Raw genomic sequence first — 26,556 nt, 5'->3', positions numbered from 1 at the left:
CCTGACCGGCGGATCAGGACTGAACCGAAGACGGATGGGCGCACCCCGGCTGGCTGGTCAGGATGGAGGACCGAACCGGTGGGGTCGCCCCTCGCCACGACCGAAACGAAGACATGACCTCCATCGCACCATCGGCGCAGCGCGAGCGACTGGCCCTGCTGTGGCGCTTCGCCCGTCCGCACCGCCGATCCCTGCTCCTGGCCCTGCTGCTCGGTCTCGGCACCTCCGCCTCCGGCCTGGTCAGCCCGCTGGCCACCCGCGAGGTACTCGGGGCCCTGGGCACCGGGAAGTCCCTGGCCGACCCGGTCCTGCTCCTGCTGGCGCTGATCGTCGTGGGCGCCGCGATGAGCTGGTGCCAGTGGCTGCTGCTGGGCCGCCTGGCCGAGCAGGTGGTCTACGACGTGCGGGAAGGGATGATCCGGCGTTTCCTGCAGGCCAAGGTGCTGCCGTTGCTGGCCCGGCCCAGCGGTGAGCTGGTCACCCGGGTCACCTCGGACTCGGTGCTGCTGCGCGAGGCCGCCTCCTCCAGCGTGATCGGCCTGGTCAACGCCTTCATCCTGCTGATCGGCACGCTGGTGCTGATGGCGGTGCTCGACTGGGTGCTGGCGCTGGCCACGGTGGGTGCGATCGCGGTGGTCACGGTGCTGTTCCTGGTCCTGATGCCGGCCATCGGGGTGGCGCAGGAGCGCTCGCAGGGTGCGCTGGGGGAGCTCGGTGGCGAACTGGAGGGCTCGCTGCGGGCGATCAAGACGGTGAAGGCGGCCAGTGCCGAGCCCCGTCAGCTGGAGCGGTTGCTGGAGCACGCTCGCCAGGCCCGGGCCGAGAGCGTGAAGGCGGTGCGGCGCGAGGCCCTGGTCTGGACGATCGCCTGGACCGGGGTGGAGACGGCGATTCTGATCATCCTCGGGGTGGGGGCCTGGCGGGTGGACCAGGGCGCGATGGACGTGCCCACCCTGATCGCCTTCCTGCTGTACGCCTTCGGTCTGATCGGTCCGGTGATGGACCTCAGCCAGAACGTGACCACGCTGCAGACCGGCCTGGCCGCGGCCGGCCGGATCGCCGAGGTGGAGTCGCTGGAGGTGGAGCAGCCGCCGGTGGTCCAGGGCCAGGCCCGGCGCCCGGACCAGGAGGCCCCGATCATCGAGCTCAACGCGGTCACCGCCCGCTATGCCCCGGGCGTACCGCCCGCGGTGAACCACCTGGACCTCAGCATTCCGGCTCGTGGGCATGTCGCCATCGTCGGGCCCTCCGGCGCGGGCAAGACCACGGTGTTCTCGCTGATGCTGCGCTTTCTGGAACCCGAGCACGGCCACCTGAGGCTGCGAGGCGTGCCCTACTCCGAGCTGGATCCGAGCGCGGTGCGCCGGCACCTGGCCTACGTCGAGCAGGAGACCCCGGTGGTGCCCGGCACGATCCGGGAGAACCTGCTCTTCTCCAACCCGGACGCCGACGAGGCCGAGGTGGCCGACGTGCTGCGCCGCATCCGGCTGCACGACAAGATCTCTGAGCTGCCCGAGGGCCTGGACACCCGGCTGGGCGACACCACCGTCTCGGGTGGGCAGCGTCAGCGCATCGCGCTGGCCCGGGCGTTGCTGGCCCGGCCCGCGGTGCTGCTGCTCGACGAGGCCACGGCCCAGGTCGACGGGATCACCGAGGCGGCGATTCACGATGCCGTGCGCCGGCAGGCCGAGGAGGGGGCCGTGGTGACCATCGCCCATCGTCTGTCCACGGTTCTGGACGCGGACGAGATCGTGGTGATGGAGGCGTCTCACGTTGTTGCCCGGGGTACCCACCCGGAACTCTTGGAAAGCAGCCCGCTGTACCGCGATCTGGTGGACGCGTTGCGGATCCGCGACACGCTCTGACCCGCGGGAGAATCTGTTATGCAACTCACGTGAACGTGATGAGTCGGACATATCCTGGCAACAGACTTCGTTCGGGCTTCATGTTCCTGATCATTCGGGTTTTCCTCGGTTCCCGAGCATGTCGGAATGCCCGAGAACCGCGCCCTCTCCGATTCCGCCTCGCTCCCGCTGACCTCGGCGCAGGCCGGCATGTGGTTCAGCCAGCAGCTGGACGACGACCGCGCGCACGTGATCGCCCTGTACATCGACGTGGTCGGCGCTTTGGACGCGGACCGGCTGGAACGCGCCATGCGGCAGGCGATCGGCGAGGTCGACGCGGTGCAGGCCCGGGTGGGGCACGAGGGGGAGCGGCTGCGGCAGTGGATCGAGGAGCCGGCCGGGTGGCAGCTGCCGCAACTGGATCTCCGGACGGCGGCGGATCCGGAGGCGGAGGCCGCGGCGTGGATGCGGGCGGACCTGAATCGCCCGCGCAGCCTGGACGATCGGCCGTATCACACCACCGCGCTGCTGCGGATCGCCGACGATCGGCGTTGGCTGTACCTGAGCATTCACCATGTGGTGCTGGACGCGCTGGGCGCGGCGATGATGGTCGGGCGGATCGCGGCGCTCTACGAGGCGCTGGCCGAAGGTAAGGACGTCGGGGCCGGGGCGCCGGGGCGGCTGGCGGACGTGGTGGCCGAGGATGCGGCCTACCGGGCTTCGGCGGATTTCGTTGCCGACAGGGACTACTGGACGCGGCAACTGGCCGAGTGTCCTGCCCCGGTTGCCCTGGCCGGAACGGTCACCCGGGCCACTCATCCGCCGCTGCGGCGGATGGAGAGCCTCGATCTGGTGATCGAGGCTGGGCTGAAGAAGGCCGCGCGCGCCGCGCGGGGGAGCTGGCCGGCCACGTTCGCGGCGGTGACGGCGGCCTACTTGCACCGGCTCACCGGTGAGCGGGACATCGTGCTCGGCTTCCCGGTGGCGGCCCGGGTCGATCCGGCGGCCCGGACGATTCCGGCGATGACCGCGAACGTGGTGCCGTTGCGGGTACGGATTCCGGAGGGCAGCAGCTTCGCCGATCTGGTCGGCGAGACCGTCGGGGCGATGAAGGAGGCGGTGCGCCACCAGCGGTACCGGCTGGACGACATCATCCGCGACCTGGGCCTGGATCCGGCCAAAGGCCACCTGCACGGCCCGATCTGCAACATCATGCCGTTCGACTACGACGTCAGGTTCGCCGGCGCCTCGGCGGCCATGCACAACCTGAGCAACGGCTGGGTCGCCGACCTGGTGATCAACTGCTACGGAGGACGTCCCGGGCGCAAGGAGCCGCTGCGGGTGGGCTTCGTGGCGAACTCGGGTCTGTACACGGACGAGCAGCTGGATGCCCACCGCGACCGGTTCCTGGCCTTCCTGAACGCCTTGGCCACCGATGAAAGCCTGCACCAGGTACCACTGTCCGAGGTCGAGGTGCTGGCGCCCGGCGAACGCGAGCAGGTCCTGAGCACCTGGAACGACACAGCCGCTGACCTGGCGCAGGACACGGTGCCCGCACTGGTCGAGGCACAAGCTCGCACGACCCCTCAGGCGGTGGCCGTTGAATACGGCGACGAGCAGCTGACCTACGCCGAGTTCTCCAGGAAGGTAGCGGCTTTGGCGTCGCTGCTGCGCTCGTCCGGGGTACAGGCCGAAGACCGTGTCGCCGTGGCGATGCCCCGCTCGGCGCACCTGCTGGTTGCCGTGCACGCCGTGCTGCGGGCCGCCGCGGTGTACGTGCCGGTGGACACCGAACAGCCCGCCGACCGGGTGGCCCAGCTGCTGGAGCAGGCGGCGCCGACCCTGGTGCTGACCATGTCGGGCACCGGCATCGACGGGCTCCGGATCGACCAGCCACTGCCGATCGCCGAGTTCGAGCTGGAACCGGTACCGGCGCAGCAGGCGGCCTACCTGATCCACACGTCCGGATCCACCGGCAAACCCAAGGGCGTGGTGGTCGAGCACCGCGCCATCGCCAACCGGATTGCCGGAATGCAGCGGGATTTCGGTTTGGACAGCACCGACCGGATTCTGCACAAGACCCCGATCGGCTTCGACGTCTCGGTCTGGGAACTGCTGTGGCCGCTCACCGTGGGCGCGACGGTGGTGGTGGCCGAACCCGGGGGACACCGCGACCCGGCCTACCTGGCCGAGCTGATCAGCGTTCGTGCCATCACCACGACCCACTTCGTGCCCTCGATGCTGCGCGTGTTCCTGGACGAGCCGACGGTCACGAGAGGTGCTCTGCGCCGGGTGATCTGCAGCGGCGAGGCGCTGCCCGGTGATGTGGCGCAGCGGTTCCAGCGGACCATCGGCGTGCCCCTGTTCAATCTCTACGGGCCCACCGAGGCCGCGATCGACGTCACCCAATGGCGGTTCGACCCGAGCACCGATGGACCGGTGCCGATCGGCCGTCCCGTGGCGAACGTCCAAACGTATGTTCTGGATGCCGCTCTGAACCCGGTGCCGCCGGGCCTGACCGGTGAGCTGTACCTGGCCGGAGCCCAGTTGGCGCGGGGCTACCGCGACGCTCCGACGTCGACGGCCGAGCGGTTCGTCGCCAATCCGCACGGCCCGGCCGGAAGCCGGATGTACCGGACCGGAGACCTGGCCCGCTGGCGCAGCGACGGTGCGCTGGAGTACCTCGGCCGCACCGACGACCAGGTCAAGATCCGGGGCGTGCGGATCGAGCTCGGCGAGGTGCAGGCTGTGCTGGCCGCGCAACCGGGGGTACGGGCCGTGGCGGTCACCGTGCGCGAGGATCAGCCCGGGCGCAAATACCTGGCTGCCTATGCTGTTCTCGACGACGCTGCAGCCGTGGAAGAACTGCGGGCGGCCGCCGAGAAGTCGCTGCCGGAGGCCATGGTCCCGGCCGCGTTCGTCACCGTTGACGCCTTGCCCACCACCCGCAACGGCAAGCTGGACCGGGCCGCGCTGCCGGCTCCGGACTTCGCCGCCACCTCCACCGCCCGCCCGCCGCGCACCGAGACCGAACGCGTCCTGTGCTCCTTGTTCGCCGACCTTCTCGGTGTGCCGAGCGTGGGCATCGACGACAGCTTCTTCGCCGTCGGCGGGGACAGCGTGCTGGCGATGCGACTGGTCGCGGCCGCGCATCGGCAAGGACTGGCGCTGACCGTTCGGGACGTGTTCGCGCATCCGACGGTTGCCGAACTGGGCGAGTTGGCCCGGCCGGTCGCAGGGTTCGCGGCCGCGGTGGAGCTTCCTGCGCTTGCTGATGACGAGATCGCCCGCATCGAGCACAGGTTCGGGCGGGTGGACGAGATCCTTCCGCTGACCCCGGTGCAGGAAGGTATTCTGGTCGAGTCGCTGCGGGGGGAAGGGCGTTACGTCGTTCAGGCCCGGGTAGAACTCCGGGGACCGGTGAACGAGAACCGGCTACGGCAGGCATGGCGGGCCTTGCTGAAACGGCACGAAGCCCTACGGGCGGTGTTCGTTCCGGATACCGCTCAGGGACCGGTCCAAGCCATCCTGGCCGAGGTACCGGATGCCTGGCAGGAATACGAGGGCGGCGACCTGGACCGGATCGCCGCCGATCAGCTGGCCGCCGGATTCGACGTTCGGCGAGCGCCGCTGATCCGGGCCGCTCTGGTGAAAATCTCCGCGCAGCAGCAGGTTCTGGTGGTGGCCTTCCATCACCTGCTGTTCGACGGCTGGTCGCAGCCGCTGCTGCTGGCGGAACTGCTGGCCTTGTACGACGATGCGGCATCCGTGAGCCAGCCTGCTCCTTCGCTGCGGACGCATCTGCAGTGGCTGGCCGGGCAGGACCGGGCCTCGGCGGTGACGGCCTGGAGGGAGGCGTTGGCCGGCGCGGAGCCGACGCTGACGGCCGCGGCCGAGGGGGCGGGAGCTTCGGTCGAACGGGAACTGCCGGCTGCGGTGACGACGCGTCTGGCGGCGCAGGCCCGTCAGCACGGCCTGACCATGAACACGGTGCTCCAGGGTGCCTGGGCGGTGCTGCTGGGAGCCATGCTGGGCCGTGATGACGTGGTGTTCGACGCGCCGAGCGCCGGCCGTCCGGCCGAGGTGGCCGGGGCCGAGCAGATGGTGGGTCTGTTCCTGACCACCGCGCCGGTGCGCGTCCGGATGAGGGCCGGGGAACCGTTCGTCCGTACGCTGGAGCGGTTGCAGTCCGAACAGGCCGAGCTGGCCGGGCATCAGCATCTGGGACCGGCCGAAATCGTTCTCCAGAGCGGTTATCCGGTGCTGGCCGACACTGCGGTGGTGTTCCTGAACCTGCCGGTGCGCCCGGAGGAGGTTGCTGCGGCTGCGGATGGAGTGCGGCCCGGGACGATCAGCGGTTCGGTGACGACCCACTATGCGCTGCGGCTGGCGGTGACGCCGGGGGAGCGGTTGCGGCTGGAACTCGGGTATCACACGGGTGGGTTGACGGCCGACGCTGCGCAGCGGGTGCTGGATCGGCTGGCGGCGGTGCTGGCTGAGTGTGCGGACGGGCTGGACCGGGTGGTGGCCCGGCACGGGGTTCTGGCGCCGGGTGAGCGGGAGCAGGTGCTGGGGGCGTGGGCCGGGCCGGTGCTCGAGGTACCCCGGCTGAGCCTGCCCGCGTTGATCGGGCAGCGGGCCGCGGAATGTGCGGATGTTCCTGCGGTGGTGTTCGGCGACGAGGTGCTGACCTACGCGGAACTGGATGCTCAGGCTTCGCTCCTGGCCCGGCGGCTGGCTGCGCGTGGGGCGGGCCCGGAGGTGCGGATCGCGGTGTCGATGCCGCGTTCGGCCGCTCTGGTGACGGCTCTGCTGGCGGTGCTGAAGACCGGCGCTGCGTATGTTCCGGTCGATCCGGGGTATCCGGCGGAACGGGTGCAGGCCATGCTCGAGGACGCCCAGCCGTTACTGGTGCTCGAGGACGCTGCCTTGGACGGCCCGGAGGTGGATCTCGACCCGGACCTGCATCCGGATCATCCGGCCTACGTCATTTTCACGTCTGGATCGACCGGCCGGCCCAAGGGTGTGGTGGTCCCGCACCGCGGTGTGACGGACTACCTGGCTCACTTGTGCGGCCCGGCCGGGCTGCGGGCCGGCGATGTGGTGCTGAACCTGGCGTCGATCTCGTTCGACCCTTCGGTGCGCGACCTTCTGGGCACGCTGGCCGCGGGCGGAACGGTGGTCATGGTCGGCCCGGACGAGGCGCGGGATCCGGTGGCCCTGGTGCGGGCGATGCACCGCCACCAGGTCACGGTGCTGCTGTCGGCCGTGCCCTCGATGCTGGCGGCGCTGGGTGATGCGGCGGAGCGGACGTCGGACTCGCCGGCGCTGCGACTGGTGATGACCTGCGGTGAGGCCCTGACCCGGGGGCATCTGGCCTCGATCCAGGCGCTGGGTGGTCCGCGGGTGCTGAACCAGTACGGTCCGACCGAGGCGACCATGACGGCCACGTACTTCCCGGTGGACGACTACCCCGGCACCGCACTGCCGATCGGTCGGCCCCGCCTGAACACCTCGGCCCGGGTTCTGGACCACCGGCTGCGGCCGGCCCCGCTCGGGGTGACCGGCGAGCTGTATCTGGCCGGCCCGGGCATCACGCGGGGCTATGCGGGCCGGCCGGGAGCCACGGCCGAGCGTTTCGTGGCAGACCCTTACGGTCCGGCCGGTGCTCGGATGTACCGCACGGGTGACCTGGCTGCCCTGGACGAGGCCGGGCTGCTGCACTACCGGGGCCGGGCCGACAACCAGGTCAAGGTGCGCGGGCAGCGGATCGAGCCGCGCGAGGTGGAACTGGTTCTGACCGCTCGGCCGGAAGTGTCGGCGGCCGCCGTGGCCGCGCACGGCGACCGGCTGATCGCCTACGTGGTTGGTCAGACGATCGATGCGGCGGCGTTGCGGGAGGCCGTGGCTGAGCAGCTTCCGGCCGTGTTCGTCCCGTCGGCGGTGATGGTGCTGGACGCGCTCCCGCTCACCCCCAACGGCAAGATCAACCGCCAGGCCCTGCCCGAACCGGCCCTCGAAGGACTGGCCGGCCGGGATCCGCAAACGCCGACCGAAGCGAGGGTCTGCGCGATCTTCGCCGATCTGCTCGGCGTGCCCACGATGGACCCGGACGCCAGCTTCTTCGACGTGGGCGGGCATTCGCTGCTGGCCACCCGGCTGGTCGGGCGGATCCGCGCCGAACTGGGCATCGAGGTCCCGATCGCGGAGGTGTTCACCCACCCCACCCCGGCCGCCCTGTCGGCCCGCCTGGACCAGAACACCGCTCCTGCCACCGTTTCGCTGACCCGCTACGCGACGCTGCCCGAGCCCCTGGCGCTGTCCGCCCCGCAACGCCGGTTCTGGGTCCTGGACCAGCTGGCCCCGGACGAGGAATCGGCTGCCGCCTACCACATTCCGCTGGCGGTGCGGCTGCGCGGCCCGATCGACATCGAGGCCCTGCGCTCGGCGCTGCAGGACGTGGCGCAACGGCACGAGGTGCTCCGGACCACGTACCCCGAGCATGACGGCACCCCCTACCAGCGGCTGTCCGCCCTCCCGAGGCTGACGCGGGATCGGCAGGCCGGCCGGTTCGACCTTTCCAGCGATTCCCCGCTGAGGGCAGAACTTCTCACTGAAGGACCGGACGAGCACGTCCTGTCGCTGACGCTGCATCACATCGCGGCGGACGGCTGGTCATTACGCCCGCTGGCCGCCGACCTCGCCCACGCCTACGCCCAGCGCCGCGCCGGTCTCGCACCGACGTGGGCGCCGCTGCCCGTGCGGTACGCCGACTATGCCCTCTGGCACGCCGAACACCTGGCTACCGGCGACGAACTGGGCTACTGGCGCAAGCGCCTTCAGAACCTTCCGGACGAGGTCACCCTGCCCGCCGACCGTCCGCGCCCGGACAGCAGTTCGACGGCCGGCACCGTTCACCTGGACCTGCCGGCCTGGCTGCAGGACGAACTCGGCCGGACCGCCCGCCGGCACGGCGCCACGGTCTTCATGACGCTGCACACCGCCCTCGCCGCGCTGCTCACCCGCCTTGGCGCGGGCACCGACATCCCGATCGGCACGGTCTCGGCCGGCCGCACCGACCCGGCGCTGGAGAACCTGGTCGGCTGCTTCCTGAACACCCTCGTCCTGCGGACCAGCACCGCCGGCGACCCCACGCTCGGCGACCTGCTGGACCGGATCCGCTCGAGCGACCTGGAAGCCTATGCCCATCAGCATCTTCCGTTCGATCGACTGGTCGACGAACTCGGCGTGACCCGGTCGCTGAACCGCACGCCGCTGTTCCAGATCCTGCTGGCCGGTCAGCCCGAGCTCACCGCCGACGAGGTGACTCTCGACGGCCTCGAGACCGAACTGCTGCCCACCAGCGTTCCCGGCGCCCGCTTCGACCTCTCACTCAACGCCCTGGAACGACGCAGCGCCGACGGCGGCGCCGAGGGCATTCAAGTGCGGGCGCAGTACCGCGCCGACATGTTCGACGAGAGCACCGTCCGGCGCTTCCTGGACAGTTGGGTGCTGCTGCTCACGGCCTTGGTGCGGGAACCCGAGGTCCGGCTGCATGCGGTAGAGCTTCTAGCAGAGGACGAGCGACGCGCCGTGGTCGGTGAGTTCAACTCAGCGCGGGTTGATTTTGAAACACCGCTGATTCCTCATGCCTTCGCGCGGCAGGCTGCTTCGACGCCTGCTGCAGTGGCCCTGGTGGAGGGGCCGGACAGCTGGACCTACCGTGAACTGGCCGCCCGCGTCGCGGATCTGGCCGAGGCGCTGCGCGGCCGGGGAGTCGGGGCGGAGGACCGGGTCGCGATCGTGCTGCCCCGTTCGGCGGATCTGGTGGCTGCGGTGCTGGCGGTCCTGATGACCGGCGCTGCGTATGTTCCGGTCGATCCGGACTATCCGCAGGACCGCATCGATCTGCTCCTGAGCGATGCGGCACCGACCTTCACCATCGACCCTGACTTCGTCGCCGGAGTGGTCTCCGGCGGGCGGGACCTGGACGTTCCCGCGATCGAACCCGAGCAGGCGGCCTACGTCCTGTTCACCTCCGGATCGACCGGGCGCCCCAAGGGTGTGGTGGTGCCGCACGCGGCGCTGGCCCTGCGGATCGCGGGCATGCAGCGCGATTACGCCCTGGACGCCTCGGACCGGATCCTGCACAAGACGCCGACCGGTTTCGACGTCTCGGTCTGGGAACTGTTCTGGCCCTTGACCACCGGCGCCGCGATCGTGCTGGCCCGCCCGGGCGGCCACCGCGAACCGGACTACCTGGCCGATCTCATCCGCACCGCCGGCGTCACCACCGTGCACTTCGTCCCCTCGATGCTGCGGGCCTTCATCGAAGAACCGTCCGCCGCCGGCTGCACCGGCCTGCGACGGGTGTTCTGCGGTGGCGAGTCCCTCAGCGGAGACCTGGCCCAGCAGGTGAGTTCCACGCTCCCGGCCATGTTGCACCACCTGTACGGCCCGACCGAGGCGACCATCGACGTCACCCAGGAACCGGATGTCCGCGACGCTGGTGACCTGGTGCCGATCGGGAAGCCGGTCGCCGGCACCCAGGTCTACGTGCTGGACGCCGCGCTGCGCCCGGTCGGTGTGGGCGTCACAGGAGAGCTCTACCTCGCCGGATCACAGCTCGCGCGCGGCTATTTCGGCGCTGCCGGGCTCACCGCCGATCGCTTCGTCGCCTGCCCGTTCGGCGCACCCGGTGCGCGGATGTACCGCACCGGCGACCTGGTGCGCTGGGGGAGCGACGGGCGTCTGGAGTTCCGCGGGCGCACCGATCAGCAGATCAAGGTGCATGGCGTGCGGATCGAACCGGCCGAGATCGAAGCCGCGATGCTGGCGCTGCCGGGCATCAGCCGGGCCCTGGTCCTGGCCCACACCACCGGCGAGGGCGCTCGGCATCTGGTGGCGTATGTCGTCGGACCGGCGCACGGGGTTCGGGAGCGGCTGGCCGAGGATCTGCCGGCGCATCTGGTGCCGACCACGGTGATCTCGGTACCGCAGATGCCGCTGACCGCCAACGGAAAGGTCGACCGGAAGGCCCTGCCGGAGCCGTCCTTCGCTGATCGGCCGACGGGTGGCCGGGCCGTGCAGGGCGCGGTGGAAGAGCAGCTGGCCGGCCTTTTCGCCGAGACGCTGGGGCTGGAGCGGGTCGGCGCCGATGAGGGGTTCTTCGCCCTGGGCGGCGACAGCATCATGGCCATTCAGCTGGCCGGGCGGGCCCGTCGGGCCGGTCTGACGATCGGTCCGCGCGACATCTTCGATCATCAGACGGTGGCTTCGCTGGCCTCGATCGTTGGTCAGGACGTTGCTGTGGTGGAGCCGCTCGATGACGGCGTGGGGCCGGTGGCGCTCACGCCGATCGTGCATCGCCTGCGGGAGCGGCCGGGCGCGGTTGAGGGTTTCTATCAGTCGGTCACGCTCGACGTGCCGTCCGGCCTGGACCGGTCGGCGGTGACGGCCGCGGTGCAGGCGCTGCTGGACCGGCATGATGCGCTGCGGCTCAAGCTGACTCGCAGTGCCGGTGGCCTGCTGTGGGCGCTCGAGGTGACGGCGGCCGGGAGCGTGCGCGCCGAAGACTGCGTCTTCGAGGAGAACTCGGACACCGCGGGACTGGAACAGGCGCTCGCCCGGCTGGATCCGTCGGCCGGGCGCATGCTGCAGGTCGCCCTGCTTCCCGACCGGATGCTCGTGGTGGCTCATCACCTGAGTGTTGACGGCGTCTCCTGGCGCATCCTCCTGCCGGATCTGCGGGAGGCGTATCAGGCGGCGCTCCAGGGGCAGCGCGCCCAGCTGGCGCCGGTCGCAACCTCACTGCGGACCTGGAGCCACCAGCTCGGCGAGCACGCCCAGGATCCGGCCCTGCTGGAGGAACTCACCTGGTGGGCGGAGGAACTGGGGGCACCCGGTGCCCGGATCGGAAGCCGGGCCCTTGACCCGTCCATCGATGTCGTTTCCACCGCCCGGAGCGTCACCGTCGATCTGCCGCACGTTTCCGATCCGGACGACACGCTGCTCGGTACCTTGGCGGTGGCGCTGCATCACTGGCGGGGCGGTGCGGCCCTGATCGACCGGGAGATCCACGGGCGTTCGGTCGATGGTCCGGGGGATCTTTCCCGCACAGTCGGCTGGTTCACCGCTGTTCATCCGCTGCGTCTGCCGGCTACGGGCGACGCTGTCGAGGCGGTGCGGCAGGTACGCGAGCATCGGGCCCAGGTTCCGGGCGACGGCACCGGGTTCGGTCTGCTGCGTTACGTGAACCCCCAGACCACCGCCCTTCTCGCGGCTCTTCCCAAGGCCGAGATCGCGATGAACTATCTGGGCAAGGTGACGGCCGGTGGCGGGCTGGACGGCTGGACGGTCCAGGGGACCGGTGCGGGTACGTCGCCGCAGGCTGCGCTGCCCTACGTCGTGAATATCACGGCGTTGGCGGTGGACGAGAGGCTCACGGCGACACTGACCTTCGCCGGGCAGATCCTGACCGAGGACGAGGTCGGCGAACTGGCCGGGCTGTGGGTGGCGGCGCTGCGCGGGGTGGCCGAGGAGCAGAAGGCCCCCGGTCTGGACGGGGAATCGGTAGCGCGGATCGAGGCGCGGTATCCGGGATTCGCCGAGGCGCTGCCGCTGTCCCGGTTGCAGGAAGGCCTGCTGTTCCACGCTCTGCACGAGACGTCGGACCCGTACACGCCGCAGTTGCTGGTCGATCTGGACGGCCCGGTCGACGGGGCCCGGCTGCGCTCGGCCTTCGACCAGGTGCTGGAGCGGCACGCCACGTTGCGGGTGGCGGTGCCGCACGACCTGGTGGATCGTCCCGTGCAGGTGGTCCTGCCGGGGCTGGGCGTGGGCTGGCAGGAACTGGACCTCAGGGCAACGCCTGGTCAGGCCGAGGAACTGGCGCGCGCTGAGGACTTCGTGCTGCAGGACCGGGCCCGGGGCTTTGACCTGACCCAGCCCCCGCTGATCCGGGTGACTCTGCTGCGCCTCGCCGACCAGCGCTACCGCATGGTGATCACCCACCACCACATCCTTCTCGACGGCTGGTCCATGGCTCTCCTGGCCCGCGAGCTGCTCACCGTGTGGTCCGGTGCTACCCCCGCCGCGCCCGTCCCTTATCGCCATCACCTGGCCTGGCTCGAAAAGCAGGACCGGGAAGCCGCTGTCGCGGCCTGGGCGGAGCGTCTGCACGGGGTGGACGGGCCGACACTCCTGGCCGGGCCCGGCGCCTCTGCTGCCGCTGGGGAACCGAGCATGCATGAGCAGGCGGTACCGGCGGGGCTGGGACGCCGGTTGATCGCCTGGGCCCGGGGGAACGGCCTGACCGTGAACACCGTGCTGCAGGGGGCCTGGGCGCTGGTGCTGGCCCGGCTCACCGGCCGGGGCGACGTGACGTTCGGTGCGGCGGTGTCGGGGCGCCCGGCCGATCTGACCGGGGCCGAAGACATGATCGGGCTGTTCATCAACACCGTCCCGGTCCGGGTGCCGGTGCCAGAGCACGTTGTACCCGTTGATCTGCTGAAGGATCTGCAGCAGGCCCAGTCCGCGCTGCTGCCGCACCACCACCTCGGCCTGTCTGATGTGCACCGCGCGGCCGGGCAGAGCGAACTGTTCGACACGCTGCTGGTGTTCCAGAACTACCCCGTGGCCGCTGACCTACCCTCGCCGCAGCCCGGCGTGGCCGTCACCGGCGTCACCTTCCGCGAGGCCACCCACTACCCCCTGGCACTGATCGCTTCGGACCGGGGCGGCGACCTGACGTTGAGGTTCGCCCACGACCCGGCGGCGCTGACGTCGGCCCGGGTGCAGGAGATCGCCGACCTGCTGGTGCGCGTGCTGGCGGCCGTGGTCGAGAACCGGCCGGTCGAGGCGCTGACCCCGGCTGAGGCGGACCTGGTGCTGCTGGCCAGCACCGGGGAGGACTCTGGCCGCACCCCGGCGGGGATCACCGAGACCTTCGCGCAGCAGGTGCTTCAGCGGGGTGACGAGGTGGCCTTGCGCGGCGACTTCGGCACGCTGACCTACGCCGACCTGGATGCCCGGGGGAACGAGCTGGCTCATCGCCTGGCAGCGCTCGGAGTGCGGCCAGGCGATCGCGTGGGCGTGAGGGTGCCGCGGTCGGTGGAGTACGTGGTCGCGCTGCTGGCTGTGCTGAAGGCGGGCGCGGCCTACGTGCCGGTCGACGAGCGTCTGCCGGATTCCCGGGCGCGGCTGATGCTGGAGGGCACGGCGGCGCTGGTGACTGACACGCCGGAGAACTCGCTCCACGCCACCATCGTGACCGTAGGCGCGTTCTCCGGTGCGGCGGAACCTCCGGCGCCGCATGCCCATCCCGATGACCTTGCCTACGTCATGTTCACCTCGGGATCGACCGGCGTGCCCAAGGGGGTCGAAGTCACCCAGAGCGGCGTGGTCGCGATCTGCACCCAGCGTCGCTGGGGTATTGCGGATGACGACGTGGAGCGGGTGCTGCTGCAGTCCGGTCCCGGCGGTGACCCGGCCACGTTCGAGGTCTGGGCACCGCTGCTGACCGGCGGCGAGATCGTCATTGCGCCCCCGGGCGAGCCCGGTGCCGCCCTGGTCCGCCACGCGGTGGGCAAGCACGGCGCCACCACCGCGCTGTTCACGGCCGGCCTCTTCCGTGTGCTCGCCGAAGAGGACCCCGACTGCCTGAACGGTCTCCGGATGGTCCTGACCGGTGGGGACATCGTCTCGGCCGCCGCCGTACGACGGGCGCTGACCCACGTCCCCCACTTGGCTGTCGCCGACGCCTACGGGCCGACCGAGGCCACGGTCTTCGTCACGTACTACGAAATGACCACCCCGGACGACGTCCCCGATGTTGTCCCAATCGGCAGCCCCGTGCCGGACGCCCGCGTCCACGTCCTGGGCCGCGATCTACGGCCCGTGCCTCCGGGGGTCCGCGGCGAGCTCTACCTGGCCGGCCCGCAGCTGGCGCGGGGGTACACCACGGCCACCGTCACCGCGGAACGCTTCGTCCCCGACCCGTACGGTCCGCCCGGAAGCCGGATGTACCGCACCGGCGACCACGCTCGCTGGACCGGGGAAGGCCTGCTGGAGTTCCTGGGCCGGACCGACGACCAGGTGAAGATCCGCGGCCACCGCATCGAACTGGCCGAGGTGGAGGCCCTGCTGACCGCCCGCGAGGAGGTGGCGGACGCAGTCGTCGTGGCCCGCGAGCAGCGGCTGGTGGGGTACGTGGTGCCCAGCGAGGCAACTGCTTTCGACCCGGAACAGCTACGGACACAGCTGCTCGCCTCGATCCCGACTCACCTGGTTCCGTCAGTGCTGATGGCCCTGCCGGTGCTCCCACTGACCCCACTCGGAAAGGTCGACCGCCGGGCCTTGCCCGCGCCCGCCGCGGTCACGACGAGCGCCGGGCGCGCGCCGCGCACCCCACGCGAAGAGCAGCTGTGCGAGCTGTTCGCCCACGTGCTGGGGGTCGAGCAGGTGGCTCCGGAGGACGGGTTCTTCGCTCTCGGGGGCGACAGCATCATGTCCATCCAGCTGGTCAGCCGGGCTCGCCGGGCCGGCCTGACGTTCACCACGCGCGACGTGTTCCGCTACCCCACGGTGGCCGAGCTCGCGGTGGTCTGCGAAGAGCTGACGGGGGACGAGGCCGCCTCACCTGAGGACGGGGTGGGCTTCGCCCCGTTCACCCCGGTGATGAAAGACCTGACCGCCCGCGGTGTGCTGACGGACCGCTTCCACCAGTCGGTCCTGCTGGCGGTGCCGGCCGGGCTGGGGGAGGAACCGCTGAGGGCTGCGGTGCAGGCCGTGGTCGAGCGGCACGACGCCCTCCGGCTAAGGCTCGACCGGGCCGGCCAGCGCCTGGAGATCCGGGCTGCGGGTTCCACTTGGGCCACTGAAGACCAGAAGCGCGAACCGGCAGGGGGAGGCCAGAACAGCGAACCGGCCGGTGGGGGCAAGAGCAGCGAACTGGCCGGGGGAGGCAAGAGCAGCGAACCGGCCGGTGGGGGCAAGAGCAGCGAACCGGCCGGGGGAGGACAGAGCGGTGAGCTGGCCGGGGAAGGGCAGAGCGGTGAGCCGGCCCGGGAAGGGCAGAACGGTGAACCGGTCGGAAAAGGCCAGAGCGGCGAACCAGCCGGGCCGGAGCAGCCGACGCAGGCCCGACCCGTCCAGCCCGGTCAACTCCTGCTCCGTCGGGTGCCGGTGAGCCCCAGCACCCTGGATCAGGCTCTAGCGGCCGAGGGCGAAGCGGCGGCGGCTGCGCTCGACCCGGAAAACGGCGATGTGCTGCGCGTGATCTGGTTCGACGCGGGCACCGAACCGGGCCGTCTGCTGCTTCTCGTGCACCACCTGGCGGTGGACGGCGTGTCCTGGCGCATCCTGGTGCCGGACCTGTACGAAGCCTGGCAGGCGGCAACCGAGGGCCGGGCGATCGAGTTGGCCCCGGTCGCAACCTCGCTGCGCGGCTGGAACCGGCACCTGGCCGAGCTCGCTGATTCTCCCCAAGTGGCCGGCGAAGTGGAGTACTGGCAGGCCCTGGGAACCGGCCCGGCGCAGGCACCCCGAGGCCCGGCCGTCCGCCATCGCCTCGACATCCCCGCCGGTGACCTGCTCGACCGCATCCCGGCCCGCTTCCACACCGGAGTCGACGACCTCCTGCTCGGCGCGCTGGCCGTCGCCCTGAACCGCGAAGCCCTGGTGGAACTGGAAACTCACGGCCGGGCCGAGCTCCCCGGAACCGACCTCACCAGCACAATGGGCTGGTTCACCGCCACACACCCCGTCCGCCTGCCGCTCACTACCGGCCACGGCCCGGCCGCCGCGGTCAAGCTGGTCAAGGAATCCCGCAGCGCGGTGCCCGGCGACGGTCTCGGCTACGGGCTGCTGCGCCACCTCAAGGGCGTTGAACTGCCCATCCCCGAGATCAGTTTCAACTACCTGGGCCGGGCCACAGCAGCCGGTAGCGCCGGTGCCTGGCACATGGTCCCCAACCCCCACGCTCCCGGCATGGGTGCCGACGTGCCACTCACCCACGTCCTCGCGCTGGGCGTGATCGTCACCGGCGAGACTCTCACCGCGAACTGGACCGCCGACCAAAGCCACTACACCGAAAGCGAACTCCGCGAGATCGCCGACCGCTGGGCCGAGGCCCTGCACCAGCTCCAGCGAACCGACGAGGGCGGCCACACCCCGTCCGACTTCCCCCTGGTCACGACCACCCAGGAAGACGTCGAGCGCCTGGAAGCGGCCTACCCGCAGATCGAGGACGTCTGGCCCCTGGCCCCGCTGCAGGACGGGCTGCTGTTCCACGCGCTGTACGACGAGCAGTCCGCTGACGTGTACACCTCGCAGGTGGAGCTGCGCCTGGACGGCCCGCTGAACCCGGCGGCGCTGAAACAGGCCTGGGAGATGCTGCTACGGCGCCACCCCAGCCTGCGGGCCGGGTTCGCCCACCAGGAAACCGATCAGCCGGTGCAGGTCGTGCTCGGCCACCCGGTGCTCCCGTGGCGGGAAACCACCCTGCCCGAGGCCACGCAGGAGCAGATCGACCAGCTCGCGGCCACGGAACAGGCCGAGAAGTTCGACCTTTCCCGGCCGCCGCTGCTCCGTCTGCTCCTGATCGCGGCCGGCCCGCAGCGCCACCACCTGATCTTCACCCACCACCACATCCTGCTCGACGGCTGGTCGATCGGCCTACTCGCACGCGAACTGTTCGAGCTCTACGCGGGCCGCGCCCTACCGGCCCCGGCGCCGTACCGCGACCATCTGGCCCGGCTGGCCGAGCGCGACCGGCAGGCCGCCCGAGAGGCCTGGCAGGAAGAGCTGAGCACCCTGGACGAGCCCACGCTGCTGGCTCCCGGAGCGCCGCCGGCCAAGGAAGCCGGAACGGTCGTCACCGCCGTGCCGGCCGACATCACCGACCAGCTCAAGGATCTCGCCCGTAGCACCGGCCTGACCATGAACACCCTGATGCAGGGCGCGCTGGCGGTAGTGCTGGCCCGGATGACCGGCCGGGACGACGTCACCTTCGGCGCGACCGTCTCCGGCCGCCCGGAAGACGTGCCCGGATCCGAGTCGATGATCGGCCTGTTCATCAACACCGTCCCGGTCCGGGTCCAGCTCGACGAGCCGGCGGACGCCCTCGACATCCTCACCCGGCTCCAGCACCGGCAGTCCGAACTCAGCGCGCACCACCATCTCGGCCCTGGCGAGATCACTCGTCTGTCTGGTCATCCCGAGCTGTTCGACACCCTGCTCGTCTTCGAGAACTACCCGATCGAGGCCCTGCCCAGCACGGCCGAGGGCCCCACCCTGGGCCACGCCGTGATCCGCGACGCCACGCACTACCCGCTCGCCGTTGCCGTGATCCCCACCGCCGGCAGCTATGAGTTCCGGCTCCGCCACAACCCGCGAGCCCTCACCGAAGCCCGCGTCACCAGCCTGGGTGAGCGACTCGTCCATACCCTGAAAGAACTGGCCGCCGACCCCCGCCGCCCGTTCACCGCGATCGATGCCCTACCTGCACCAGAAAAACACCGCATCCTCACCGAATGGAACTCCGGCACCTCTCCCCGCACGGACGCGTCGGTGACCGACCTGTTCGCCCGGCAGGTCACCCAGCAGCCGCAGGCCGTGGCCGTGCGCTGGGACGGCGGCCGGCTCACCTACCAGGAGCTCGACCGGCGGGCGAATGCCCTGGCCCAGCGCCTGAACCGGGCCGGGGTGAAGCGCGGCGACTTCGTGGCCCTGGCGCTGGATCGCTCGGCGCACGTGGTGGTGGCCGAGTTGGCGGTCCTGAAGGCCGGCGCCGCGTACGTGCCGGTGGAGGACCGGCTTCCGGACGCCCGCGTCCAGGTTCAGTTGGCCCAGGCGCAGGTTCGGGTCGCACTGGTGGACGAGCGACACGCCCCGGGTGCATCGGCGCGACTGGGCACCGAGCACACACTGCTGATGGACGACGCGACGGCCGACGAAGCCCCGCTGGTCCCGAGCGTTCCGGACGACGCGGCCTACGTCATGTTCACCTCAGGCTCGACCGGGGTGCCCAAGGGCGTGCTCATCTCCCACCGAGGGGTGGTCAGCCTGGCCACCGATCAGCGCTATCCGCGGGGCAACGACGAACGGGTGCTGCTGCATGCCCCGTACGGCTTCGACCCCTCCACGTACGAGGTCTGGCGGCCGCTGCTGCTGGGCGGGCAGATCGTCATCGCCCCGCCCGGAGACCTCGACGTGGCCACCATCAGCCGCCTGGTCTCGGACCACGGCCTGACTGAAATCCTGCTCACCGCCGGACTGTTCCGGGTCGTGGCCGAAGAGGACCCGGCCTGCCTGAACGGCGTGCGCGAGGTACTGACCGGCGGTGACGTGGTGCCCGCGGCAGCCGTGCGCCGGGTCCTGACGCACTGCCCGGGCACGCGAGTGAGCGACATCTACGGCCCGACCGAGATCACCCTGTTCGCCACCCAGTACCCGATGGACGAGGCGTCGGCCGTCCCGGCGAACGTCCCGATCGGCCGAGGCCGGGACGGCATGCGAGCGTACGTGCTGGACCACCGCCTGCGCCCCACCCCGCCCGGGGTCTCGGGCGACCTGTACATCGCCGGAGATGCTCTGGCCCGCGGATACCTGCAGGCACCCGGCATCACGGCCGAGCGGTTCAGCGCCGATCCGTACGCGCTCACGCCGGGCGAAAGGATGTACCGCACTGGCGACCTGGCCCGCTGGAGCGACGAGGGAGCGATCGAGTTCCTGGGGCGGGCGGACCACCAGGTGAAGATCCGTGGCTTCCGGATCGAGCTGGACGAGGTCGGCTCGGCCATCGCGGCGTGTGACGGGATCGTGGACGCGGCGGTCGAGGCGAAGCAGACCGCCACCGGCGCCAAGCATCTCGTGGGCTACGTGGTCACCGAGCCCGGGCACGTGCTGGACGAAGCAGCGGTGCTGAACCAGCTGGCCGCCGAACTACCGGACTACATGGTGCCCGGGCGCCTGGTCGAACTGGCCGTGATGCCCGTGACCAGCAACGGCAAGCTGGACCGCCGCGCCCTGCCCGACCCCGAACCGGCCTCCGCGACCGGGGCTGGGGGAGAAGCCCGGACTGCCGGCGAAAAGCTGCTCTGCGACTTGTACGCCGATGTGCTGGGCGTGGAACGCGTGGGCCCGGACGACGGATTCTTCGCGCTCGGCGGCGACAGCATCATGTCGATCCAGCTGGTGAGCCGCGCCCGGCGAGCCGGACTGCGGTTCGCGCCCAAGGACGTCTTCCATCACCAGACGCCGGCCGCCTTGGCCACGGTTGTCCAGGAGGAGCCGAACGGCGCCCCGCACGACGACGGCACCGGCGAGTTGTACCCGACACCGGTCATGGCCGATCTGCGTCGGCGCGGGAGACTGACGAACGATCTGCATCAGTCGCTGCTCCTGGAGGTCGGGCCGGACCTGGGTGAGCAGGCACTGATCGGCGCCGTGCAGACCGTGCTGGATCATCACGACGCGCTGCGGCTGTCGTGGGCCGGTGAGCTGCCGGTGATCTCGGCACCGGGCTCGGTCCGGGCCGAGGACTGCGTTCGCCGGGTGGCCGGTGATTTCCGCCAGGACGACGCGGAAGCCGCTGTAGCGCAGCTCGATCCGGCCGAAGGCCGCCTGCTGCAGGTGGTCTGGTTCGACGCCGGGCAGTTGCTGATCGTGGTCCACCACCTGGCCATCGACGGGGTTTCCTGGCGGATCCTGGTACCGGACCTGTACGAGGCCTGGCAGGGGAACCGGTCCCTCCTCGCCACCACATCACTGCGACGCTGGACCGCGCTGCTGCACGAACGTGCACAGGCTGCCGACGAACTGGCTTTCTGGAGCGATCTTCTGGGGGAAAGGGCTGCAGAACAGAGGACGATCGACGCGAGTGGGTCCGGCAGCGTCACGGTTTCGCTGGATGCGCGTTCGACGGAGCACCTGCTGACCAGCGTCGCTGCGGGCCCGGACGAACTGTTGCTCGGCGCGCTGGCCGTTGCCTTCCGCGGCTGGGACGAGGTCGGCGCGCTGGTCGATCGCGAGAGCCACGGCCGGCACACCGATGACTTCGACGACGTGGATCTGACCCGGACGGTGGGCTGGTTCACCTCGATCCACCCGGTGCGCCTGCCGGTGGGCGAAACCGATCCGGTCCAGGCAGTCCGGCTGGTCAAGGACCATCTGCGCACGATCCCGGGCCACGGCCTGGGCTACGGACTGCTGCGCCAGGCGCACCCGCAGGCCGCCGGACTGCCCTCGGCGCGAGCGTCGTTCAACTACCTCGGCCGGGTGCGGGCCGAGCAGAACATCGGCTCCTGGAAACGGCTTCCGAGCCCGGTCGTGCCCTCGCAGCACCAGGAGCCCGGCTACCCGCTGAGCATCAACGCGGTCACCGCCGAGGACGGCCGGCTCACCGCCACCTGGACCTGGGACCGGCGTTTCCTCACGCACGACGAGGTGCAGCAGGCGGCCACACGCTGGCTCACGACCCTGGAAGCCCTGGCCACCCAGCCGCAGGGCGGGCGTACCCCGAGCGACTTCCCCCTGGTCGAGCTGACCCCGGCGGACGTGGAGGCGCTCGAACAGCGGTACCCGGACCTGGAGGACGTACTGCCGCTCGGCCCGTTGCAGGAGGGCCTGCTCTTCCACGCCCGCGACGACCGCAGCACCACCGACGTCTACACCTCTGGCCTGTCGCTGGAGCTGACCGGCCCGCTGGACGAGCACGTTCTGCGCGAGGCCTGGAACACGCTGTTGCAGCGGCACCCCAGCCTGCGCTCGGGGTTCATCGACACCGAGGCCGGAACACCGGTGCAGGTGGTGCTGCGAAAGCCCGAACTGGCCTGGCGAACGGCCGATCTGCGCGGTGAGGCCAATGCCGAACAGCAACTCGAGGCTCTCACCGGGCAGGAGCGAGCAGCCCGATTCGACCCGGCGGAACCCCCACTGCTGCGTCTTCTGCTGGCGCGGCTGGCCGACGACCGGCATCGCCTGGTGGTGACCCCGCACCACATCCTGGTGGACGGCTGGTCGATGCCCGTCCTCGTCCGTGAGTTGTTGGCCCTTCATACCGGACGCACGTTGCCGGCGGCCGTGCCCTACCGCGAGCACCTGACCTGGCTGGCGCGGCAAGATCGTCGGGCTGCGCAGCAGGCCTGGGCCGCCAACCTGGACGGGGTGGACGGGCCGACCCTGCTGGCTTCGTCCACCGGCACTGCGCAGGAGCAGGAGTACCTGGCCGCGGATGTGCCGGCCCAGACGTCGGAGCGCCTGCGTCAGGTAGCGCGCACGGCCGGGGTCACCGTCAACACCGTGCTGCAGCTGGCCTGGGCTCTGGTGCTGGGACGGCGTACCGGTCGCAGCGATGTGGTGTTCGGCGCCACCGTCTCCGGACGGCCGGCCGAGGTGCCGGGGGTCGAATCCATCGTGGGCCTGTTCATCAACACCATCCCGGTCCGGGTCACCCTCGACCCCACGGCCTCGCTGAACCAGGTGCTGGCCAGCCTGCAACGGGCTCAGGTGGCGCTGTCGGAGTACCACCACCTGGGCCTGACCGAACTGCTGCGTGCGGCCGGTCACCCCGAACTGTTCGACACGCTGCTGGTCTTCGAGAACTACCCCCTCGACCCGGCCACGGCTTCGGCCGGTGGCGACCTGCAGATCAGCGGCGTTCAGGGCCGGGAAGGTACGCACTACCCGGTCAGCCTGATCGTGCTGCCGCGTCAGCAGATCTCGCTGCGGCTGGGCTACCGGCCGGACGTGGTCGGCGCCGCCCTGGCCTCGAGCCTGACCTGCGAACTCCTGAGCGTGCTGAACCGGCTGGCCACCGACCCGGACCAACCGGTGGCTTGCGTGGATCCGCTGGCGGCCGACGAACGGGACCGCGCCCTGGCCGCGGCGATCGGCGCTCACGCAGCGGTTCCCGAGATGTCCCTCGCACACCAGGTGGCTCAGCAAGCAGCCCGTACCCCCGAAGCCCTGGCCATCGTCGACGGCAACCAGCGCCTGACCTACGCCGAGTTCGAGCGGCGCGTCGGCGACCTGGCCGCGCAGTTGCGTGAACTCGGCGCCGGGCCGGAGCAGCGGGTCGCGGTCCAGCTGCGGCGCGGGGCCGGGCTGCTGATCGCGGTGCACGCGGTGCTGCGGGCCGGCGCGGTCTACGTACCGATCGACCCGGACCAGCCGGCCGAGCGCATCGCCGGGCTGCTGGCCGAGGCCGACCCCGTCCACGTCATCACCTCGCTGCCCGAGAGCACCGGCCGCGAGCTGAAGCCGGAGCCGGTGCACCAGCAGCAGGCGGCCTACCTGATCTTCACGTCGGGCTCCACCGGCCGTCCCAAGGGGGTGGTGGTGCCGCATCACGCGATCAGCTCGCGGATCGCGGGCATGCAGCAGGAGTTCGGCCTGGACACCGGCGACCGGGTGCTGCACAAGACCCCGATCAGCTTCGACGTGTCGGTCTGGGAACTGCTCTGGCCACTCACCACCGGCGCGGCCATCGTCATCGCCCGCCCCGACGGCCACCTGCAGCCCGACTACCTGGCCGCACTGATCCAGGCCGAACAGGTCAGCACCGTGCACTTCGTCCCGTCGATGCTCGCGGTGTTCCTGAACGAGCCGGCGGCCGGGCAGATCACCTCTCTGCGCCGGGTGATCTGCAGCGGGGAGGCGCTCGGCCCCGAGGTGGCCGCGCGACTCGACCGGACTCTGAACGTTCCCCTCTACAACCTGTACGGCCCCACCGAGGCGGCCATCGACGTCTCTCATTGGCGTCACGTACCGGGGGAGACGGTTGTGCCGATCGGCCGCCCCGTCCCCAACACCGCCACCTATCTCCTGGACGGCGCGCTGCGGCCGGTGCCCGACGGCGTCCCGGGCGAGGTTTACCTGGCCGGGGACCAGCTGTCCCGGGGGTACCCCGCCCAGCCCGCCCTGACGTCCGCTCGCTTCGTCGCCGACCCGTTCGGAGCTCCTGGCGCACGGATGTACCGCACGGGCGACCAGGCCCGCCGACGTCCGGACGGCGCCCTGGAGTACCTGGGCCGGGCCGATGACCAGGTCAAGGTGCGCGGCGTGCGGATCGAGCTCGGCGAGATCGAAGGCGTTCTGCTGCGCCACCCCGCCGTCGAGCAGGCCTCGGTCCTGGTGATCAACTCGACGCTGACCGCCTATCTGGTGCTGAACCGTCCGGCGGCCGACCTCAGGCAGTACTGCCGGACCCTGCTGCCTGAGGTCATGGTGCCGGCGGCCCTGGTCGAGCTGGACGAGATGCCGCTCACCCGCAACGGCAAGCTGGACCGCGCGGCCCTGCCCACCCCCGAGACGGAGACCACGCACGGGCGGGCCGCCGCCACCCCGCAGGAACAAGCCTGGTGCGACCTTTTCGCCGAGGTCCTGGAGCTCGGACCGGTCGGCGCCGACCAGAGCTTCTTCGACCTGGGCGGCCACTCCCTGCTCGCTCTGCGCCTGATCGCCCGCGCCCGAACGGTTCTCGGCGCAGAAATCGGTATCCGGGCCTTGTTCGAGCACTCCACACCGGCAGCCCTGGCCCAGCTCACGTCGCTCGATGCGGTGGGCGACCCACTCGTGCCGCTGCTGCCTCTGCGCGTGGAGGGCGAGCGTCCCCCCTTGTTCTGTGTGCACCCGCATACCGGGGTGGGCTGGCCGTACGCGGGGCTGCTGCCGGTCCTGCCCGATCGTCCGCTGTATGCGTTGCAGGCCCGCGGACTTCGCGAGATCGACCGGATACCGGCCTCGATCAGCGAGATGGCCAGGGACTACGTCACCCAGCTGCGCGAGGTGCAGCCATCCGGCCCGTACCACCTGCTGGGGTGGTCGTTCGGCGGGCTGGTCGCGCACGAAATGGCCGTCCAGTTGCGCGAAAGTGGCTCGCAGGTCGAACTGCTGGCAATTGTGGACGCTTTCCCGCCCGGTTCGGTGGACGAGAGGGCGCTCTACGGCGACGCCGAGATGCCCGAGCAGCTGCGGGCCTGGATCAGCGGTCAGAACGTGCCCTGGCGCGCAGTGCTCGGGCACCACACCGAGCTGATGAAAGCCTTCCGGCCCAGCGTGTTCGACGGTTCGGCGCTGCTCTTCACCGCCGACCGCGGGCGCGGTGACGAAGGCCCGGGCATCGAGCACTGGCGGCCCTACGTCAGCGGCCCTCTCGTCCGGCACCGCCTGGACACCACCCACCACAACGTCACCGAACCCGCGGCGCTCGCCCGGATCGGCGCCGAGATTTCCCGCAACACAATGGAGGAAACGCAGTGAGCAACCCGTTCGAGGACCCCGAAGGCCAGTACTACGTCCTGGTCAACGACGAGAACCAGCACTCGCTGTGGCCGGTCTTCGTCGACGTGCCCCAGGGCTGGCGGATCGCCTTCGGGGCGGCGCCTCGGCAGGAGTGCCTGGACCACGTCGAGGCCACCTGGACCGACCTGCGCCCGAAGAGCCTGATCGAGCGGATGGACGCGCAGGTGAAGACGCCGTGAGCGCCGGGTACGTCGAGGCCGGCCGCAAGCTGATCGATGCGCTGATCGGGCAGGATCAGGCCGAGGCCCGGCTGCTGCGCCACCGCTTCCTGGCCGAGTACGCCGAGCAGGTGTACGCCGAGCTCACGGACAACGGCCGGGAGTTCCTGCGGGTGGACGAGCTCACCGCGCAGGCAGCCGAGCTGCTGCCCGGCCTGGTCCCGGCCAAGGACGAGCTGGAGCAGGAGTATTCGCTGCCGCAGGCCGAGAAGAAGGGCCTCGAAGCGGATCACGGCATCTTCTTCGGCTCACTGCTGCGGCTGGCCGGTCCGGGTGCTCATCTGACCGAGGCGATGCGGCGCCCTACGACACGGGCCCTGTCGTTGCTGCCCGGCTTCCGCAGCACCGGCCAGGTCGACCTGGGCATCGTCCAGGTACACCGCAACGGCGACGTCGGCGAGGTGACGGTGGCCAACACCTCCGCCCTCAACGCCGAGGACGACCGGCTGGTCGCAGCGCTGGAAGTGGCCGTGGACCTGGTGCTGCTGGACGATTCGGTGCAGGTCGGCGTGATGCGGGGCGGCGTGATGAGCCACCCCCGCTACGCCGGGCGCCGGGTGTTCAGCGCCGGTATCAACCTGACGGCGCTGTACCAGGGCGAGATCACGTTCAACGGCTTCTTCATGGCCCGCGAGCTGGGCTACATCAACAAGATCTACCGTGGGCTGAGCACGTCCGGGCAGTCCTGGGCGCCGACCCCGATCGAGAAGCCCTGGGTGGCTGCGGTGGACAGTTTCGCGATCGGCGGCGGGGCACAGATCGCGCTGGTGTTCGATCGGGTGATTGCCGAGGAGGGAGCCTATTTCACGCTTCCGGCGCTGCGCGAGGGCATCATCCCCGGTCTGGCCAACCTGCGGCTGCCACGGGTGGCGGGCGGGCGGATCGCCCGGCAGTGCATCTTCGCCGACCGCCGGATCGACGCGAGTTCGCCGGACGGGCAGTGGTTCTGCGACGACGTGGTCCGGGCCGAGAACATGGACGCCGCTGTTGTTTCGGCGGCTGAGCGGTTGGCCGACCCGGCCGTTCCCGCCAACCGGCGCGTGCTGCACCAGCACGAGGAGCCCGCGGCGGTGTTCCGTGCCTACCTGGCCGACTACGCGGTGGAACAGAGCCGGCGGCTGGTCTCACCGGACCTGATCACCACACTGGAGCGTACCTGGATCTCCCGGCGCGCAGCCAAACCGGCTTAG

4 protein-coding genes are annotated in these 26,556 nt (G+C 70.7%); all 4 read left to right on the top strand.

Going from position 1 to position 26,556, the window contains the following annotated elements; genetic code table 11:
* Positions 1-113: 113 nt before the first annotated feature.
* The 4 genes from LR394_RS09245 to LR394_RS09230 all read left to right on the top strand — a co-directional run bounded on the left by LR394_RS09245 (position 114) and on the right by LR394_RS09230 (position 26,556).
* Complete coding sequence (locus tag LR394_RS09245) at positions 114-1,865, top strand: ABC transporter ATP-binding protein (RefSeq protein WP_231440259.1); 1,752 nt, start codon at positions 114-116, stop codon at positions 1,863-1,865.
* A 126-nt stretch (positions 1,866-1,991) separates the two neighbouring features.
* The gene (locus LR394_RS09240) at positions 1,992-25,106 is read left to right on the top strand and encodes a non-ribosomal peptide synthase/polyketide synthase (RefSeq protein WP_231440258.1); all 23,115 of its coding nucleotides are present in this window, start codon (positions 1,992-1,994) and stop codon (positions 25,104-25,106) included.
* The gene (locus LR394_RS09235) at positions 25,103-25,327 is read left to right on the top strand and encodes an MbtH family protein (protein ID WP_231440257.1); all 225 of its coding nucleotides are present in this window, start codon (positions 25,103-25,105) and stop codon (positions 25,325-25,327) included. The genes LR394_RS09240 and LR394_RS09235 overlap by 4 nt, the downstream gene beginning before the upstream one ends.
* Positions 25,324-26,556 carry an enoyl-CoA hydratase/isomerase family protein gene (locus LR394_RS09230; RefSeq protein ID WP_231440256.1) on the top strand — a complete coding sequence of 411 codons (1,233 nt, stop codon included), beginning with the start codon at positions 25,324-25,326 and terminating at the stop codon, positions 26,554-26,556. Before LR394_RS09235 ends, LR394_RS09230 begins: the two co-directional genes overlap by 4 nt.

Source organism: Kineosporia babensis (assembly GCF_021129305.1).
GTDB classification, from domain to species: domain Bacteria; phylum Actinomycetota; class Actinomycetes; order Actinomycetales; family Kineosporiaceae; genus Kineosporia; species Kineosporia babensis.
Note: the sequence above shows the minus strand (reverse complement) of the source record. Positions and strands in the feature narration are given on the sequence as shown.